Annotated in this window: 10 protein-coding genes and 4 pseudogenes; 7 read left to right on the forward strand and 7 right to left on the reverse strand. The window is 64.7% G+C overall.

The genetic code is table 11. From position 1 onward, the window contains the following. Positions 1–188: 188 nt before the first annotated feature. Complete coding sequence (locus BMYO_RS11855) at positions 189–539, forward strand: hypothetical protein (RefSeq protein ID WP_094667519.1); 351 nt, start codon at positions 189–191, stop codon at positions 537–539. Next, positions 536–898, forward strand: coding sequence for a hypothetical protein (locus BMYO_RS05525; protein ID WP_140494883.1), 363 nt, complete (start codon positions 536–538; stop codon positions 896–898). Before BMYO_RS11855 ends, BMYO_RS05525 begins: the two co-directional genes overlap by 4 nt. Before the next feature lie 54 nt (positions 899–952). Here BMYO_RS05525 and BMYO_RS05530 read toward each other — a convergent pair. Together BMYO_RS05530 and BMYO_RS12590 are read right to left on the reverse strand one after the other, a co-directional pair. Next, positions 953–2,077: pseudogene (locus BMYO_RS05530) on the reverse strand (Maf family protein); the annotation flags it as partial. Positions 2,078–2,196: 119 nt separating this feature from the next. Then, positions 2,197–2,494: pseudogene (locus tag BMYO_RS12590) on the reverse strand (Maf family protein); the annotation flags it as partial. Between the two features lie 289 nt (positions 2,495–2,783). Between BMYO_RS12590 and BMYO_RS05535 the strand changes: the two are divergent. The 5 genes from BMYO_RS05535 to BMYO_RS05555 all read left to right on the forward strand — a co-directional run bounded on the left by BMYO_RS05535 (position 2,784) and on the right by BMYO_RS05555 (position 9,131). Further along, positions 2,784–3,536 (forward strand): RNA polymerase sigma factor, encoded by a 753-nt coding sequence (locus tag BMYO_RS05535; RefSeq protein ID WP_158216952.1) that lies wholly within the window; start codon positions 2,784–2,786, stop codon positions 3,534–3,536. Between the two features lie 190 nt (positions 3,537–3,726). After that, positions 3,727–4,740: a hypothetical protein gene (locus BMYO_RS05540; protein ID WP_143249121.1), complete on the forward strand. Its 1,014-nt coding sequence runs from the start codon at positions 3,727–3,729 to the stop codon at positions 4,738–4,740. 231 nt (positions 4,741–4,971) lie between these two features. Continuing rightward, positions 4,972–6,000, forward strand: a complete 1,029-nt coding sequence (locus BMYO_RS05545; protein WP_094667524.1) for an ABC transporter ATP-binding protein — start codon at positions 4,972–4,974, stop codon at positions 5,998–6,000. Position 6,001: 1 nt separating this feature from the next. Continuing rightward, positions 6,002–7,300 (forward strand): hypothetical protein, encoded by a 1,299-nt coding sequence (locus tag BMYO_RS05550; protein ID WP_094667525.1) that lies wholly within the window; start codon positions 6,002–6,004, stop codon positions 7,298–7,300. A 79-nt stretch (positions 7,301–7,379) separates the two neighbouring features. Beyond that, positions 7,380–9,131 (forward strand): hypothetical protein, encoded by a 1,752-nt coding sequence (locus BMYO_RS05555; protein ID WP_094667526.1) that lies wholly within the window; start codon positions 7,380–7,382, stop codon positions 9,129–9,131. A 21-nt stretch (positions 9,132–9,152) separates the two neighbouring features. Here BMYO_RS05555 and BMYO_RS12595 read toward each other — a convergent pair. The 5 genes and pseudogenes from BMYO_RS12595 to argS form a co-directional block, all read right to left on the reverse strand. Next, positions 9,153–9,515: pseudogene (locus BMYO_RS12595) on the reverse strand (homoserine kinase); the annotation flags it as partial. Positions 9,516–9,605: 90 nt separating this feature from the next. Beyond that, a pseudogene (locus BMYO_RS12600) lies at positions 9,606–10,337 on the reverse strand (homoserine kinase); the annotation flags it as partial. A gap of 307 nt (positions 10,338–10,644) precedes the next feature. Continuing rightward, on the reverse strand, positions 10,645–11,961 hold the full coding sequence (locus BMYO_RS05565) for a homoserine dehydrogenase (protein ID WP_094667528.1): 1,317 nt from the start codon (positions 11,959–11,961) through the stop codon (positions 10,645–10,647). Between the two features lie 620 nt (positions 11,962–12,581). Beyond that, positions 12,582–14,240, reverse strand: coding sequence for a diaminopimelate decarboxylase family protein (locus BMYO_RS05570; protein WP_094667529.1), 1,659 nt, complete (start codon positions 14,238–14,240; stop codon positions 12,582–12,584). A 416-nt stretch (positions 14,241–14,656) separates the two neighbouring features. Continuing rightward, positions 14,657–16,510: an arginine--tRNA ligase gene (gene argS, locus BMYO_RS05575; protein WP_094667530.1), complete on the reverse strand. Its 1,854-nt coding sequence runs from the start codon at positions 16,508–16,510 to the stop codon at positions 14,657–14,659. Positions 16,511–16,858: the final 348 nt, after the last annotated feature.

Below are 16,858 nucleotides of genomic sequence, written 5' to 3' on the forward strand. Positions count from 1 at the left end.
AACCGCCTCGGTATTGCTCCGCTAAGGCGCAAATGTGGATAACTCGGCAAGATGGAACCACATAGGTCGATTCGGGTGGACGGAAGCGCCGTGACGGCGGTACGGTCAGGGCACCAGCGCACTGTTGCGCGGCCCATGAGGCCCGCCAAGCACCGTGATAAGCCCAATCAGCCCAATGGAGGACTGTTATGCCACATGATTTCGACCGTCAGAAGAACCAGCATGAGCCGTATGACAATCGTCATACATCATGGTATGCTGAGAAACAACAAACGAATATCGAGATACACCCGCACGCCTTGCAAGCCCATCGGCTGACCCGAGAACAGATTGAAACCGCATTTGCGACCCGCATAGGACCAGCACGAATCCGCACACGAGATCACGATGCCGACCCACCTCGGTGGGCAGTCATCGGCTTCGACCGGGAACGCCGACCTATCGAACTGGTATACGTCGAAACCGCCGACCCTGAGCCGGTGATCATCCACGCGAACTATCTCACCAAAGGATTTTTCACAGAATGGAGCCGGGCATGAAGCAATACATCGCCGAAGATGGCACACCAATCACCGACGCCATGGTCGAACGCTGGGCGCAAGAGGCTGAAGACGGATTCCCGGATTCGACACTCACACGGGAAGACGACCCGTTCCCTCCCAGCGGCACGGACATGAAGGCACACACTATCCGTATGCCCGAAGCGCTCTGGAAACTAGTCGAAGCCGCAGCTCAGGCCAAAAAGGTCACGCCCAGCGAATACACCCGTCAGGCGCTCGGACGGAGCCTCGCGCAATCCGAACTCACCCGCGAGCAAAAGATATCGATTTATGCACAGGCGCACGGCATCACCCGCGACGAGGCGATTAACGAACTGCTCGATAAGGCGCTAGCCTGATTCGCATATCGGCGAACCCGAAGCCCTCGGAACAGTTATTAGCGCTGGTCGTATTCACTGGCAGTCAGCAGCCCGCGCCAACTCATCGAGACGCGCGGCGAAGCGGGGCCAGTCGGTCTTCATGGCGGTCAGGAGCCTCAAGGAAGGCACCTGATCAACCGGAATCCAGCTGATTTCCTTGCTTTCGTCGTCGTTGGGGCGCGGGTCAACGCGATGCCCCGGCTTCTCGAATGCGAAAACCGTGGTGTACGCCCACGGGCCGTGGTCCTCGCGGTAGGAGCCGACCACCTCGATGTCTTCGGGGGTGATGTTCGCCTCCTCGTAGCTCTCACGCAGCGCACCCTCGATCGGCGACTCGCCGTCCGCGGTGGCGCCGCCCGGAATGCCCCAGGTACCACCTTCCGCGCTCCACGAGGCGCGATGCTGCATCACCACATGGGTCACCCTGCCGGTCGCCGGATCTCGGCGGGCCAGCAGGATGCCCGAAGCGCCGTTGGTGCCCCAATGCTTGCGCCCGCACGCGCAATCCACCCAACCGTCACCGGGCTGATGCACGTTCTCGATCGGGGGCAGATTGTCCTTGCCGGCCGCCGCGATGCCGGCCGCATCCGCGGATTCCGGGGCGATCTCGCCGCGCTGCACATTCCACAGGTCGGTCCAGTCCACGCCCAGCCCCTTAACCAGCTTGCGCAGCAGCGGCAGGCTGATGCCAATGATGCCGTGCGGGTCGCCCTCGACGCCGTCGATGAACGCGCCGCCGAAGCCTTCAAGAGTAAACGATCCGGCCACTTCCAGCGGCTCGCCGGTGGCGATGTACCGCTCGATGTCCTTATCGGAGTAATCGCCGAACTTCACTACGGCGTGACTGGCGCCGCGCGCCACGCGACCGCTGGCGAAATCGATGACGCAGTGACCGGTCCACAGCTCGCCGCTGGCACCGCGCATCCGGCGCAGACGCTCGCGCGCGACCTCGGGGCTGTGCGGCTTGCCGTAGCATTCGCCGTCCATGAGGAACATCGAATCGCAACCGACGATGAGCGGGCCGATGCTTGACCGCGTCAGTCCCGGCTGCAGGGCCACAACGTTGGAGATCGGCTCGGTGACGGTCGGCATGTCCACGCCGGAGAAGTCGCGTGTGGTGGCGATGCGGTCCTTGGAGTAGTCGATGGGCGCGGCAGCAGTTTCGGTGGCCGACTGGCCGCTCTGGCCTGAGCCATCCCGCCCCTCGCCTTGTCCCTGCCGGCCCGGCTCTTCCGAACCTGCCGTCACCGCAGAGGCGGCGGCATCCTCGGCCTGCACTTCCGGAGCGCGCAGCGGGTAGGCAATCACCCGCTCGCCGGTCGCAGCGGCGGCCGTGGCGGCCACGTCACGGTAGGCACGATGCACAGCCTGCGCCTTGGCTTCGGCGAGAATCATCACCCGCTGGTCCACAGTCAGCTCATCGACCGTGACGCCGGCTGCCTGCGCGGCGGTTTCGAGCGCGGCCGGCTCGTCCACATGCGAGACGCGGATGGTCGGGCAGATGCCGGCCGAATACAGCACATCGCGGCGCGGGCGGGACTTGGACGCCAAAATCAGCGGAATGGGAACGGACATACACCCTCCTGACGTAGGTTCACTACCAGCTTCATACCAACGCTGCCGGCACCGCGCACGGCACGCATAACGCATCACGCAAGCTACGTGGGCACCGCACACGCCGTCAACGGTTCACTACCAGCATTGTATGAATCGGCACGGGCATCCCGGAACCGGACGGCACAAGACGTGCGCAACACACAATCCGCATCGTGCGCGACACGCCCGGGCAGGATTCGCCGCAACGATTCGCCGCCCGCACACGTATATACCTGTGACACAACGACAGGAAACTGGGGAGACGACGATGGGCTGGTTCACGGCGCGACGCGGCAGGACGAGGGGCGACGGCACATCCGCCGCAACGCCGTCCGCCAAGAGCACCGCGCCGGCCGACTCCGCAACTTCCGCTGCGCAGACGCCGTCCGCCGAAAACGCCGCAACCGAACGCCGACTCATCCGCGCAATCGTGCGGCACAGCTCGCAGACCGCAGCCGACCAATTGGTGCGCATGTATTTCGATGACGTGCTCGCCTTCGTCTGGCGCGTGACCGGGGACCGGGAACACGCGCTCGATCTGACCCAGGAGACGATGATCGCGGCGTTGCGCTCGCTCTCCGGATATGACCCGGACAAAGCGTCTCTGCGCACATGGCTGTACGCCATCGCCTCGCACAAAGTAATCGACGCAAGGCGGGCGAATCGCGTCACCGTCACACCGCTGCCGATGGACGAGACGCTGGACGGCACCGGCACCATACGCAAAACCCGCAGCGACGGCAACCCATCGGAAGTCATCACGGTGGCGGGCGACGGGCCGAACCGCACCCGCGACCCGGCCGACATCCAGGCCGACGTCGATCTGCTCGCCCGCATCGATGCCTTTGTAGGACGGTTCGACGCCGGCACACAGGAGATCTTCCATTTACACACGGCCGCAGGTCTGCCGTTTCCGCAGATCGCAGCGGCCCGCGGCGAGCGCACCGAAGCCGTGAAGGCCCGCTATTACCGACTGATCCAAGCGATTCGAAAGGAGTTCGCCGATGAACGCACAAGCTGATCGAACCAATCGAACTGATCGTTCAGTCCCGTCCAATCCGAACAGCCCTGTTGCCAGCAATGCCGAAGCGGCGATGCCAAGTTCCGCCGTTTTCGTCGGCGTCCCGACAAACATCTCCGTCAACGACCATGCCCGTGGGCGCTCCAAAGGGAGCGCCGGCGACGGCCTTGTCGGCATGGAGTCGCGCATCATGCGGGCGATGGCGGCACGTGCGGACGCGCCACTCCCCGGCAATGTCGTACATAATCCGGGCGATGGCGGCGCCATCGCCCCCGATACCACGCTCGCCAACGTCATCGTCGACTCGCCCATGCAACGCGAGCAGGCGATCGCGGCCGCGGTCGAAGCCGGAGTGCCGAAGCGTGTCACCCTGTGGTCCACACTGGCCGAAGCGCGCGGTTCGCTACGGTTGCGCGACCTGTTCTTCGGCGCATGGGACTGCGTGGCCGTCGCCCTCGTGATGACCGCGACCGTCTGGCTGATTCCGTTGATACGTCTGTTCACGAATGCCGCATACGCACTCGCCCATCCCGGCACCGTCTATGCGATGGTGTTCCTGACCGCGCCGTTCCTGTATGAGGCCACGCATCTGCTGGTGCGATTCAAGGAGCATGAAAGCCATACCGACGATTTGCTACGCACGATGCGCTGGTCGTTCACGCGGCTGTGCGCGCTGCGCATGCTAGTGATGGGAGCGGCCGCGGCCACGCTCATCGTGGGTTATGCCGCGGTCGTCAGTGTGCTGAGTGCGCAGGTGGGTCTTGCGGATGGCGGTGCCGGAGGCGGCGTCGGCGGAGCGACTCCCTTCTCCGACACCAACGGAATCGGACTCGGCGGCGGAGTGGCCAATGCCGGCATGGCCTGGAGTCCGGCCGGCCTGTCAAGCGTCATCCCGGACGCCTCGACCGCTCGGTTCTCGCTGATGACGCTACTAGGCATTGCCTTCAGCGCGCTGTTCGTGTTCGGCATCGCACAGCTCGTGGCAGACGTGCACGCCCACTGGCCGTGGTCGATGATCGCGGTACCTGCCCTCTGGGTAGCGCTGTGCGTGGCGCTGCTGGTCTGGCACGACGCGCTGGCGCCGCTGCTGGCCGGACTGCCGCCAGTGGTCGCGCTTATCACCGCCGTGGCGACCGGCGTGGCGTATTTCGCGGCAATGGGCCGATTCGTACGGCTCGAGCCAGCCTTCGCCGAAGCCGCATGATGCCGTAATCCGCTCCTCTCATATCAGCTCATTCCATACCACCCCGTTCCCATAGCCCATCCCGTTACTCGCCGATTCGATAGTGGTCTGTCTCGTAATTGTTTGAGTGGTGTTGGTCCCCTCTGGTGAGGGGCTGCCATCGAAGCCGACTGGGAGAAAGACAGAAGCTGAACCCCTCAATCATTAGTGACGCAGGGCACTAGTGTCCCGCGTCTCCTGAAAGGAATCGCAATGCTCACCGTTGACAACGTATCCAAGAAGCTCTCCGGCAAAACCATCCTGCACGACATCAACCTCGAGTTCGACCACGGCGTCTACGGCCTGCTTGCCCCGAACGGCGCAGGCAAGACCACGCTGATGAAGCTCATGACCACGCTGCTGTTCCCCGATTCCGGCTCGATTCGGCTGGACGGCGAAGACATCGTGGCGCTCGGCGAGCGCTACCGCGGCCAAATCGGATATCTGCCGCAGGATTTCGGCTACTACCCCGGCTATACGCCCCGTCAGTTCCTGCGCTACATCGCCGCGTTGCAGGGCATGCCCAGGCATGGGTTGGACGCGCGCATCGACGCGCTGCTGGACATGGTGGGCCTGTCTGAGACCGCCAACAAGCGGATGCGCACGTTCTCAGGCGGCATGATCCAGCGCGTCGGCATCGCGCAGGCGCTCGTGCACGACCCGGGCATCCTGATTCTTGACGAACCTACCGCCGGGCTCGACCCCAAGGAGCGTGTGCGCTTCCGCAACATCATCCATTCGCTCGCCGCTAATCGTATCGTGATCCTCTCCACCCATATCGTCTCCGATTTGGAAACGATTGCAGGCCACATCGTGATGCTGCGCGACGGCACGGTATACACGAACGCCTCGCCCGCCGACATCTGCTCGTCCTTGGAAGGCAGGATCTACGAGGTGGCTGCGGGGACGCCCCTCGCCGAAGGCCAACGGTTGCTTTCGGAGGTGCAGTACGGCGGCGAGACCAGACTGCGCATCTACTCGGAGGACCCCATTGCCGGGGACGCAAACGCATCCGGTCCCAACGTGACTTCGGCTGGTCTGACCACGACCGGTTTGGCCGCCGGTACGGCAACCGGCATAGCAACCGGCGCGGCTGTCAACCCGATAGCCAACCCGACGGCTAGCCCAGCCGCCTACCCAGCAGCCAACCCTGCCGCCGCCCCAGCAGCAGCCCCCACAGCCGCCCCGGTCATGGTCGCCCCGAACCTCGAGGACGCCTTCCTCGTCATCTACGGAGGCTGACATGACCACCCATTTGCAACCACTACGATTCACCGGCGGCGAGCTCGGCAAGATCGCGCGGCTCCCGCTGGTATGGGCGGTCATTGTCCTGTGCGCGCTGGTGAATCTGCTGATGGCCGCGGTGGCCACCCCTGCGAATACCGTCGCGCGGTATAACTACGCGAGCGCCGTCGCCGCGGCCACCGGCGGCAAAGTCGGGCCCGAATTCGACCGGGCACTCGCGCTGATCGGTCCATCCGGCGGTGCCGCATCATCCGGCAGCGCTGCATCATCCAGCGGCACCACACCGCCCGACACAGAAACCGTCCCCGACGCCAAGCCGACCGGCACCGTCATCATCGCGCGGATTCCCAAGAATTCGACGATGACCGCAGACGAACTGCACCGGCAGCTGACCGCGATCACGCACGGCGCCACGAACACACTCGCCGGCTACGACGCCACGGCCACGCGCGACGCGATGCTCGCGCAGGTCGCCGGCGACCCGGCTGCCACATGGCTGATGCAGCGCAAATACGATGTCTACGCCGCTCGCGTGGCTCATCTGGCGAGCACCGGCGCGGCGCTGGATCTGGCGGCAGGCTCGGCCACCGACCCGACGTTGAACCATTGGACGAATATGACCGGCTACCTGTTCTTCGAGACGTGCACGTTGGCGGTGCTGCTCATGGCGTTGGCGCTCGGTTACGAGCGTACGGCGGGCACCGAGCAACTCATGATGGTCACGCGCGTCGGACGGCGACTGGTCGCGCCGAAGATCGCGGCGGGTCTGATCGCCTCGACAATCGCATACCTGCTGCTCGTGGCGGCAATCGTCATACCGTATCTCATGGTGTTCGACGTGCGCGGCGTATGGAGCGCGAGCGTGACGAGCCAGTTCAACACGGTGTTCGGGCAGCGTCCGTTCGTCACATGGTGGGATCTGACCATCGGCCAGTACCTGTTCGTGCGGCTGGCGCTGGGTCTGGCGATCACGCTGTGCTTCGCGCTGTTCACGGCGACTCTCGGGCTGCTGATGCGCAACACATTCGCGGTGGCGGGATGCGTGGGCATCGCCGTGATACTGGTCATCGGCATTGTAGGCGCGGCGCATGCAACGGGACTGCCGTGGGTCGCGTGGATCGGCGGGTTCAACCCGGTGGGCGTACTGCTGCTGCGCGAACAATGGTTCACCGAACTTGGCTTGGACGCGCCCACCGCCTTCTGGGAGACCGGCGTGACCGCCTGCTCGCTCGTGTATCTCACGGCCGCATTGGCTGCGGCATGGCGGGCGTTCCGCCACAGGAATCTGGCTGCCTGAACCGCCATCATCACCTACAGGACATCATCACCTACAAGGTCACATGCACAATACTCGCAACACTTGCAAAGGAGTCATCATGACACTGTTCGCCGCGGAAATGCGCAAAATCTGGCGCCCGATCCCAGTACTGATACTCATGGCCATGGGCACGCTCTGGGCGTTCGTCGGCATCATGCCCGCCTATCAGGCCTTTACGGAAACCGAGCGCAGCGTGGGCTTTCTGCCGCTCGATCTGACCAGCGAGCGCCGGCTCATCACCCGCTACGGACCGCTCACCGACCAGTCCACCATCGACCGGATGAAGGCGGACATCCCACGTCTGGAGCAACAGGCCACACGCGACATCCAAGCGCATCCGGCCGAGGCGAAGACGCTCGGCATCAGTGATTTCGCCGGCTACAAACACTGGTACAGCTCAATCGTCGACCAGACGTTCTACCCCACCGATGCACCCAACACCATTCCGGAGGGTCGTACGGCGACCGGCGCGAGCACTGCCGAGAGCGCCGCCATCAGAGAAGCCAGGAAGAAGACCGATCCGACCGCGACCATGACCGAGGCGGAGCAAGCGGCGATGTACGAGGCCGAGCGCACGCTGTCCAATAGTTCCGAAGCATTGCAGGATCTGCAGAACATCGCGCTGCTGATGGGGCACTTCCCCATCACCCAGTCCGATGCGCAACGCAATCTCGACAATTCGGTCGCAATGCTGCGCTCCACCGCAAGCACCGACCATCCGGTCACGCCATTGCAGCAGCAGTTTGAGCGGGACTATCGGACGGCGGCGGCAAACGGCTGGGATGGCACCGTCTCCGGCGGGTGCGCGGCCATGGACGTCACCGGCAAGACCGTGACCAATGAGACCGGTGGTGCGGAGAACGCCCCGACGGATGGAGCCGGCGCCGCCGGCACCGACAGCAGCGGCTCCGGCGCAACGACTTCCGGCGATAACGGCTCGGCCGACGCGAACGGCACGACCGGCTCATCCAACGCATCCGGCAGCACAGGCGACGCCCAGCTTGGCGAGGGCTGCGATCTGGCAGACGCCTCGCTGGGGTCATCATCATATCGGGTTCCCGGCACGATGCCGTCATCGGTGACCGACCGGCTGGCGCGCTATGCCGCGCATCCCGGCCAATCCAGCTACATCGCGTACGACATCGTGGAGAGCACATGGTCGTATGCCTTTGCGGTCGCGGTCTTTACAGTAATCGCCTCCGCCGCGCTCACCATACCGGTGATGGTCCGCGATCGCGGACGACGCATGACCCAACTGCAGTGGGCGTCGCGTTCCGGACGGTCCGGACGGCGTATGCGCGTGGCGGCCGTGGCGGTAAGTTCCCTGCTGGTCAGCGTGCTGACGTTGACGGAGTTCGGCGTGCCGCTGACAGTGTTGTTGCGCGATTTTCTTGGCACGCCGGTGCTGAATCTCAACACGAATGTCAGCATGGGCGAAGTCTCGTTCGAGATGCCCTTCGGTGTGCCGATCGTACCGTGGGCCTATTGGACGCTCGGACAGTATCTGGCGATCATCGGCGCAACCATCGTGGTGATGACCTTGGCCATGACGATGACGGGCGCGTGGCTGTGCCGTTCGACGGGCTCCATCATCCGCATGCTGCTGATCATGGTGCCGTTGCTGGCATTGGTACTGCTGACGGCGCAATTCGTCTACTTCCAGAACATATTCCTGATGGGCAACTGGCTGACGAACCGCCTGACCATGCCCGGGCTCGAAGCCTGGCTGCCGCTTGCCGCGCTGATGCTTGCCGCGCTGGCGTGGGCCGTCTCGCTGCGACGGCTGCGCCAACGCGAACTGCTGCGGTGAACGGTGACCCGGCTGTTGCCGCTATCGCCGTTCGATTTCGACGCCGGCGGTGTTGATGGGCAGATGCAGCACCCGCCAGTGACCGGAGGCCAACTGGTTGACGGCCACCTGATCGATGGCCTCGCGCGCGTCGCCGTAATGCAGCACGAGCACGCACGGACCGGCACCGGAGACGGCGGCGGCATAGCCCTTGGAACGGAACAGCGCGATGAGTTCGGTGGACGGCGGCATGAGCGGCGCACGGTACGGCTGGTGCAACCGATCCTGCGTGGCCGTGAACAGCAGGGCGTTGGCCTGAGATGCCGCGGAGGCGAATGCTGCGGCGGTCACCGGCGCGTTCGCCGCAGCCGCAGCGGTCCCGGCACCGGCAATCCCGGCAATGGCACCGGAACCGGAGCCAACGCTAAAGCCGGAGCCGTCACCGGCAACACCGGCACCAGACATCGCAACATCACCGCCGAGCGCATCGGCACCGCCCTGGGCCGCGGCCTGGGCGAGGACGACCGGGTTCATCGCGGCGGGCAGCAGTCCCACGCGGGAGACGTTGTATACGGCGTCCTTGTGCGGCAGTTCCTTGGGCAGCGCCTGACGGGCCTTTTCGGTGGACAGCTCGTAATCGGGCACGAACACGGCGGCCGTGATGGCCGGATCGACCGGATAGTTGACGGTGTGGAAGCCGCCGTGCAGCGGCTCGCCGCCGGGGATAGCCACCGAGCCGACGCCTTCGGCCGTGGCGAAGTCCCACGAGACCGTCAGTCCGCCGAAGACGGCCGGCGCCACGTTGTCCGGATGACCTTCGATCTGTGCGGCCATGTCGAAGATGGCCGGACGGTTGAGGTCGCCGGGCTGCGCGAAGGCGGCCGCCGCCGCGATGCCGGCCACGATGGCCTCGGCGGAGGAGCCCATACCGCGCGCCTGCGGGATGTTGTTGGTGGCTTCAAGCGTGAAGCCGAGGCGCCCCAGACCGAAGGTGGCGCAGGCGCGGCGGAAGGTGGAGACCACCAGATGCGTCTCGTCGCGCGGCAGCGTGTCTTCGCCCTCGCCGTGGATGAACACGTGGGCCACGCCATCGGACGGGTCGGGATTGAGCGTGAAGGTGAGCTCGTCGTGGTAGTCGAGCGCCAGACCCACGGTGTCGAAGCCGGAGCCCAGATTGGCGGAAGTGGCCGGTACGCGCACCTTGACCTGTGTACAGATTGGATTCATTGGTATCTCCGATTGACAGGGGACTCCCCTCAGTCTCACTGCGTTCGACAGCTCTCCTCAGAGAGGGGAGTCACGGGGCTTATGCCGAGGCTCACTGGCAGCTCCTCTCAAAAAGGGGAGCCATGAACCCGCATCGTGGCGCCCTTCTCTGAGGGGAGCTGTCAGGCGCAGCCTGACTGAGGGGAGCTCCACACGGTATGGCAAATCGCACCATGCGTGATGCCACACTGTTCTGCGGCGCTCACAACACTATCGCGGTCGGCATTCGGCGCCGCTGAAACCCCGCCCGACCTATGGGAACCTGCAGTCAGTCCAGCACGCGCAGGATGGACGGCTCACCGGTCACGAAGTCGAGGGCCTGCACGGCCTTGACGGTCGCACGCAGCGTTTCCTCGTCGGTCAGATGGGTCACCACGCGCAGCTGCTGAATCTCGCCATCGTAGCCGGGGTCGGTCAGCGTGGGCTTCAGGTCCTGGTTCACGCCGTTGATGGACACGCCGTTCTTGGCGAACTCGGTGGCGATGGCGGCCAGAACGCCCGGCTTGTCGTGGATGAGGAAGCGCACGGCGAAGGCGGCCTTGGAGGCGCTGACGGGGGCCTTGGGCAGGTTCTTGTACAGCGGGATGGACGGACCGGTGCAGCCCGCGGCGATGTGACGGGCCTCGGTGACCACGTCGCCCACCACGGCGGAGGCGGTCGGTGCGCCGCCGGCGCCGCGGCCGTAGAACATGAGGTCGTCGGCGGCCTCAGCCTTGACGAAGATCGCGTTGAACGAGCCGTGCACGGAGGCGAGCGGGTGGGATTCGGGCAACAGCGCCGGGTAGACGCGAGCGGAGACGCCGGCCTCGCCGTTCTCGACCACGGCGAGCAGCTTGATGACCTTGCCCTCGGCGGTGGCCGCGGCGATGTCGTCGGCGGTGATCTTGGTGATGCCCTCGACGGACACGTCGTCGATGGTCACCGGCGTGTGGAAGCCGAGCGTGGCCATGATGGCGGCCTTGTTGGCGGCGTCGTAGCCCTCGATGTCGCCGGTCGGGTCGGCCTCGGCGTAGCCCTTGGCCTGCGCCTCCTTGAGGACATCGTCGAACTGTAGGCCCTTGGTGGTCATCTCGTCGAGGATGTAGTTGGTGGTGCCGTTGACGATGCCGAGCATGCTGGTCACCTTGTCGCCCACGAGGGACTCACGCAGCGGGCGCAGGAACGGGATCGCGCCGCCCACGGCCGCCTCGAAATAGATGTCGACGCCCTTGGCCTCGGCGGCGGCGTAGATCTCCGGGCCGTACTTGGCCAGCAACGCCTTGTTGGCGGTCACAACGGATGCGCCGGACTCGATGGCGGCGAGCACGAAGGTGCGGGCCACGGTGGTGCCGCCGATGAGCTCGATGACGATGTCCGAGCTGGTGGCCACACTCATGGTGTCCGTGGTGACGATGGACTGGTCAATCCACGGGAACTTCTCGGTTTCCTTGGGGTCCAGGCAAGCCACGCCGGTCAGCTCAATCGGGCGGCCGATGCGGGCGGAAAGCTCGTCCTTCTGCTCGACGATGAGGCGGGCGGTCTGCGAACCGACCGTGCCGGCGCCCAGCAGGCCTACGCGGATCGGGGTGTCATTGTGTTCTGCCACTTCGAGGTCCTTCCACAAAAAGTTTTCTATGTCCCACGGCTATTTTACGGATTATTTCCTACAGAGGCACGGACGGCGCTCGCAGATTTACTGATCCGTTTGTATTATGGCCCATCCTCGCACCCGTTGCATGGGGTATCTCGTTTGCAAGGGGTACATTCCCGCTTTCTCGAACATGTATCTGCTTTGCAAGGGGTACCTCAACAGTGGAATCCCGAGTAGATGCGCCGTCATTTCAACGTCACTACTCGGGACTTCCCGTTTTAGGTACCCCTTGCAAGGCAGATACGTGTCTGCAGAAGCGGGAATGTACCCCTTGCAGAGGAGATAGTCTCTCTTTCGCCCCATAAATGCAGTAAATGCAGAGTGGCCGCGATGATTCAGCGCTAATGGTCCGTCTTGCCAATGATTGAGGCTTCAGCTTCCGTCTCTCCCAGTCAGCTTCGCTGCCAGCCCGTCCTGCAATCAGGAACACGCCCTGCGCGCAATCTGTTGGCTCGCCTGATGAGGGGGCTGTCAGCGAAGCTGACTAGGGGAGAGAAAAACCTGAAGTCCTCAATTGTTTAAGAGACAGACCACTGACGCCCGGCCAATAATCCTCGGCCGGAGCCTCATCTGGTCTACTCACTGACGTCGAGGGCCAGCAGGTCGTCGACGGTCTGACGGCGGAGCATCACATGCGCGCCGGATTCGCCGACGGCCACGACGGCGGGGATGAGCGCCTGATTGTAGTTGCTTGCCATCGTGCGCCCGTAGGCACCGGTGACCGGCACTGCCAGGATGTCACCGCGCTTAAGATCGGCGGGAAGCCGCACCTCGTGGACCACGATGTCGCCGGATTCGCAGTGCATGCCCACCACGCGGGCGAGCATCGTCTCGTCGGAGCCCTTGCGGTTGGCCAGCCGCGCGGTGTAGTCGGCGCCGTACAGGGCCGGGCGGATGTTGTCGGACATGCCGCCGTCCACGGAGACGTACACGCGCTCGTCGATTGGATTGCCGGCTGCGTCCTTGGGCTGGTGGTCGCCTTCGCCGCTCAGGTGCACATGCTTGATGGTGCCCACGCGGTACAGGGTCACGCCTGCGGGGGCCACGATGTAGCGGCCGGGCTCGAAGCTGATGGCCGGCGCGGGCATGCCGAGTGCGCGGTTGGTCTCGGCAACCGCATTGGCCAGACGGCCGAGTTCCACGTCGATGTCCATCGAATCCTCGCCGTCCGTGTAGGCCACGGAGTAACCGCCGCCGAGGTCGATTTCAGGCAGGATATAGGCGTCGGTGGCCCACAGGGTCTTGCGCAGCAGCATCATGCGGCGGGCGGCCTGGATGAAGGCGTCCGCGTCATGGATGTTGGAGCCGATGTGCGAGTGCGCACCCACCAGCTCGAGCACGTCCTGATTGGCGAGGATGGTCTTGAGCACGGCGATGGACGGGCCATCGGCGATGGCCTCCATCGCGGCGGCGAGTGCCCGATCCTTGTCGGAGACCTCCTCGTGGCTCAGGTCGTAGGGGTACTTGACGTCGTATTGCAGCTTTCGCTCGTGCTGGCGACCCTCGGCGGGCGCAGCGTTGGAAACGTTGGCGGAGGCGACGTCGGCCGCTGCCGCGTCTGCGGCCACAGTCGTCTGGGCCGGGGAAATGCGCGCATTCGCGGCGGCCGGGGTGACGTCGGCAAGGTCCTTGAGCACGTCGAGCACGGCGGCATCCGCATCGGCGGCCAACAGCGGCACGCCGAACTTCTGATCCTCATGGGCGGTGGAGATGTACTCGTGACCGCCCGCATGCACGCCGACGGTGACGCGCAGCATCACGCGGGCGCGCTTGCCGAGACGGCGGGCGATGGCCGCGATGCGTTCCGGCTCGTCCGGCGAATCGACCACGATCTTGGCGAAACCCTGTTCGATGGCAAGCTCGATTTCGGCGTCGGACTTGTTGTTGCCGTGCAGTACCAGACGACGACCGGGCGCACCGGCGGCGAGGGCGATGCGCATCTCCCCCATCGTGCAGGTGTCCACGTACATGCCGTCATCGAGTACCAGACGCACGATTTCCTTGGAGAGGAACGCCTTGCCGGCGAAGCTCACATGCGTGGTGGAGGTGTTGAACGCCTCGGCGGCGGCACGCACGAAGTGACGGGCGCGCGCATCCACCTCGTCGGTGTCGATGAGATAAAGCGGCGAGCCGAACTCATCCAGCAGCGATTCCGCCGTGCGGCCGTGGAAGGTGAGGGCGCCGGTGGCCGGGTCGATGGCCGAAGCAGCCGGCCAGATATGGGAAATAGACATTATGCAAGTCCTTAAACTCCCCTCAGTCCACTGCGCGGCCAGCTCCCCTCAGGGAGGGGAGCCAAGCTAAACGCATATGAGTTGGCTCCCCTCCCTGAGGGGAGCTGTCGCCATCGGCGACTGAGGGGAGCCAACTTCAGAAACCTGAAAACCTAGTATGCCGCGCCATTAATTCGTTGTATATATCTGACTCCCCTTGTTAGGACGTTGCCGTGAAGCAAACAGCGAAGCTGTTTGCAGGACGAACTGGCCCGCGAAGCGGGACTGAGGGGTAGTCAATTCATCAACGAATTTCTGACGCGCCATACTAGTATGCCGTCACATTTTCTCTGGACGGACAGTCCAGTGGACTGTCCGTAGCAGCGAGCAGCGATAGCGTCGCGAGCGTCGCAGGGGACAGCGATGGCCGAAGGCCGTCACATTTTCTCGGGAGCGGAGACGCCGAGCAGGTCAAGGCCGGCGGCGATCACGTCGCGCACGGCGTCGTTGAGCTTGAGACGGGCGGCGGCGCGCGCCGGCTCCGGGTTCTTGGCGATTTCAAGGGCCTTGCGGGCCTCCTCGTCGCCGCGGGTCTCCGGCTCGGTCAGGGCCATCGGCACCACGCGCTCCACGTTGTACCACTTGTGGTACGCGGCGGCCAGGTCCTCGAGGTAGTGCGCGATGCGATGCGGCGCGCGGGCGTCGCCGGCCAGGGTGAGCAGCGCCGGCCACTGGGCGAGCGCGGCGAGTACCTCGCCGTCAGCTTCGGTATCGAGCAGGGAAAGGTCGGCGCCCTCGTAGCTGATGCCGGCGGCCTCGGCGTTGCGGTCCACGTTGCAGGAGCGGGCGTGCGCGTACTGCACGTAGTAGACCGGGTTGTCGTTGGAGTGGGAGGCGAGCAGGTTCAGGTCGATGTCCACCGGGGAGTTGTAGTCGGTGCGGGCGAGCGAGTAACGTGAGGCGTCCACGCCGATGGCCTCGGTGAGGTCGTCGATGGTGACCACGTTGCCGGCGCGCTTCGACATGCGCACGGCCTTGCCGTCCTTGAGCACGTTGACCAGCTGGCCGATGAGGATCTGCATGTTCTCGCCCGGCTTGTCGCCGAATGCCGCGCACATGGCCATCATGCGGCCGATGTAGCCGTGGTGGTCGGCGCCGAGCATGTAGATGGCGACGTCGGCCGGGGCGGACGGCTTGCCGTCGCGGTGGCGCTTGTTCCAGTAGTAGGCGATGTCGGCCGCGAAGTAGGCGTACTCGCCGTTGGACTTCAGGATCACGCGGTCCTTGTCGTCGCCGTGCTTGGTGGACTCGAACCAGGTGGCGCCGTCCTTCTCGTAGATGTCGCCGCGCTCGCGCAGCACCTCGATGGCGCGCTGCACCTCGCCGTCGGTGTACAGGCTGTTCTCGTGGAACCACACGTCGAAGTTCACGCGGAAGTCCTTCATGGACTGCTGGATCTCGGTGAACATCATCGGCACGGCGCGCTTGCGGAACTCCTCACGCAGCGCGGAATCGGACTCGCCGATCGGCTCGCCATCGGCGTTGAGTCCCTGATCGGCATGGTCGAGGGCGGTCAGGTCCACGCCGTCGGCCTGCGCCTCGGCCTGGACGCGACGCGCGATCTCGTCGATGTAGGCGCCCTTGTAGCCATCGAACGGGGTCTCGGTCTGGTAGCCGGCCTCGCCAAGGTTGTTGTCGCGCGCCCATGCGGCCACGAGCGACTTGGCGAAGCGGTTGATCTGCTCGCCGTGATCGTTGAAGTAGTATTCGCGCACGACCTTGGCACCGTTGGCCTCGAGCACGCGGGCCATCGCGTCGCCGACGGCCGCCCAACGGGTGCCGCCGATGTGAATCGGGCCGGTGGGGTTGGCGGAGACGAACTCGAGGTTCAGGGTCTTGCCGGCGAGGTGGTCGTTGCGGCCGAACGTGGAGATGCCATGTTCGTCCTTCGTGGCCGCCAGCACCTGATCGACCACGGCTGCGGCCGACGCGGAGTCGAGCGTGATGTTGATGAAGCCGGGGCCGGCCACCTCGACCGACTTGACGCCGTCGGCCTTGCCGAGCTCGGCCGCGAACAGTTCGGCCAGGTCATGGGGGCGCATGCCGGCCTTCTTGGCCAGCTGCATGGCGATGTTGGAGGCCCAGTCGCCGTGCGCTCGGTCCTTCGGGCGCATGACGGCCAGCTTCTCGATAGGCGGGATCAGATCGTCGGTCAGCTGGCCGGCCTGACCGGCTGCGACGAGGTTGTGGGCGATGTTGGAAATCAGTTCACTTAACGCTTCAGGGCTCATTCTTTCAAGGATACCGGCAACGGTGACGTTTGGCGGGTTTGGTGGCGGCCGCGGCCGCGCGCAGGCTCGGTCATGGTTCTTGCCGCATTCCATTGGTACGTGGCTCATTGGTGCGTGGTCAGGCAGGGATTCAAATCCGGAAACGGCGGAACCTGATGTTTCCGGGTGCATCTTGCGGCTGCATATTTCGGATACACCTTACGGATACATACCGTTTGCGCTTAGCCGGCGACAATCGTTGCATTCGCGCGCAGGCTCGCCGAACTCCTATACATACCGACCGACGGTATGTATAGTGCGGGGCAACAAACAAACACGAGAATTCCCTCCCCGGCGTACGTACCCGCC

The organism is Bifidobacterium myosotis, from assembly GCF_002259745.1.
Classification (GTDB): Bacteria; Actinomycetota; Actinomycetes; order Actinomycetales; family Bifidobacteriaceae; genus Bifidobacterium; species Bifidobacterium myosotis.

Coding starts and splice junctions, on each gene's coding strand:
- BMYO_RS11855 (WP_094667519.1), top strand. CDS start 189: ATGCCACATGATTTCGACCGTCAGAAGAACCAGCATGAGCCGTATGAC.
- BMYO_RS05525 (WP_140494883.1), top strand. CDS start 536: ATGAAGCAATACATCGCCGAAGATGGCACACCAATCACCGACGCCATG.
- BMYO_RS05535 (WP_158216952.1), top strand. CDS start 2,784: ATGGGCTGGTTCACGGCGCGACGCGGCAGGACGAGGGGCGACGGCACA.
- BMYO_RS05540 (WP_143249121.1), top strand. CDS start 3,727: ATGCGGGCGATGGCGGCACGTGCGGACGCGCCACTCCCCGGCAATGTC.
- BMYO_RS05545 (WP_094667524.1), top strand. CDS start 4,972: ATGCTCACCGTTGACAACGTATCCAAGAAGCTCTCCGGCAAAACCATC.
- BMYO_RS05550 (WP_094667525.1), top strand. CDS start 6,002: ATGACCACCCATTTGCAACCACTACGATTCACCGGCGGCGAGCTCGGC.
- BMYO_RS05555 (WP_094667526.1), top strand. CDS start 7,380: ATGACACTGTTCGCCGCGGAAATGCGCAAAATCTGGCGCCCGATCCCA.
- BMYO_RS05570 (WP_094667529.1), bottom strand. CDS start 14,240: ATGTCTATTTCCCATATCTGGCCGGCTGCTTCGGCCATCGACCCGGCC.
- argS (WP_094667530.1), bottom strand. CDS start 16,510: ATGAGCCCTGAAGCGTTAAGTGAACTGATTTCCAACATCGCCCACAAC.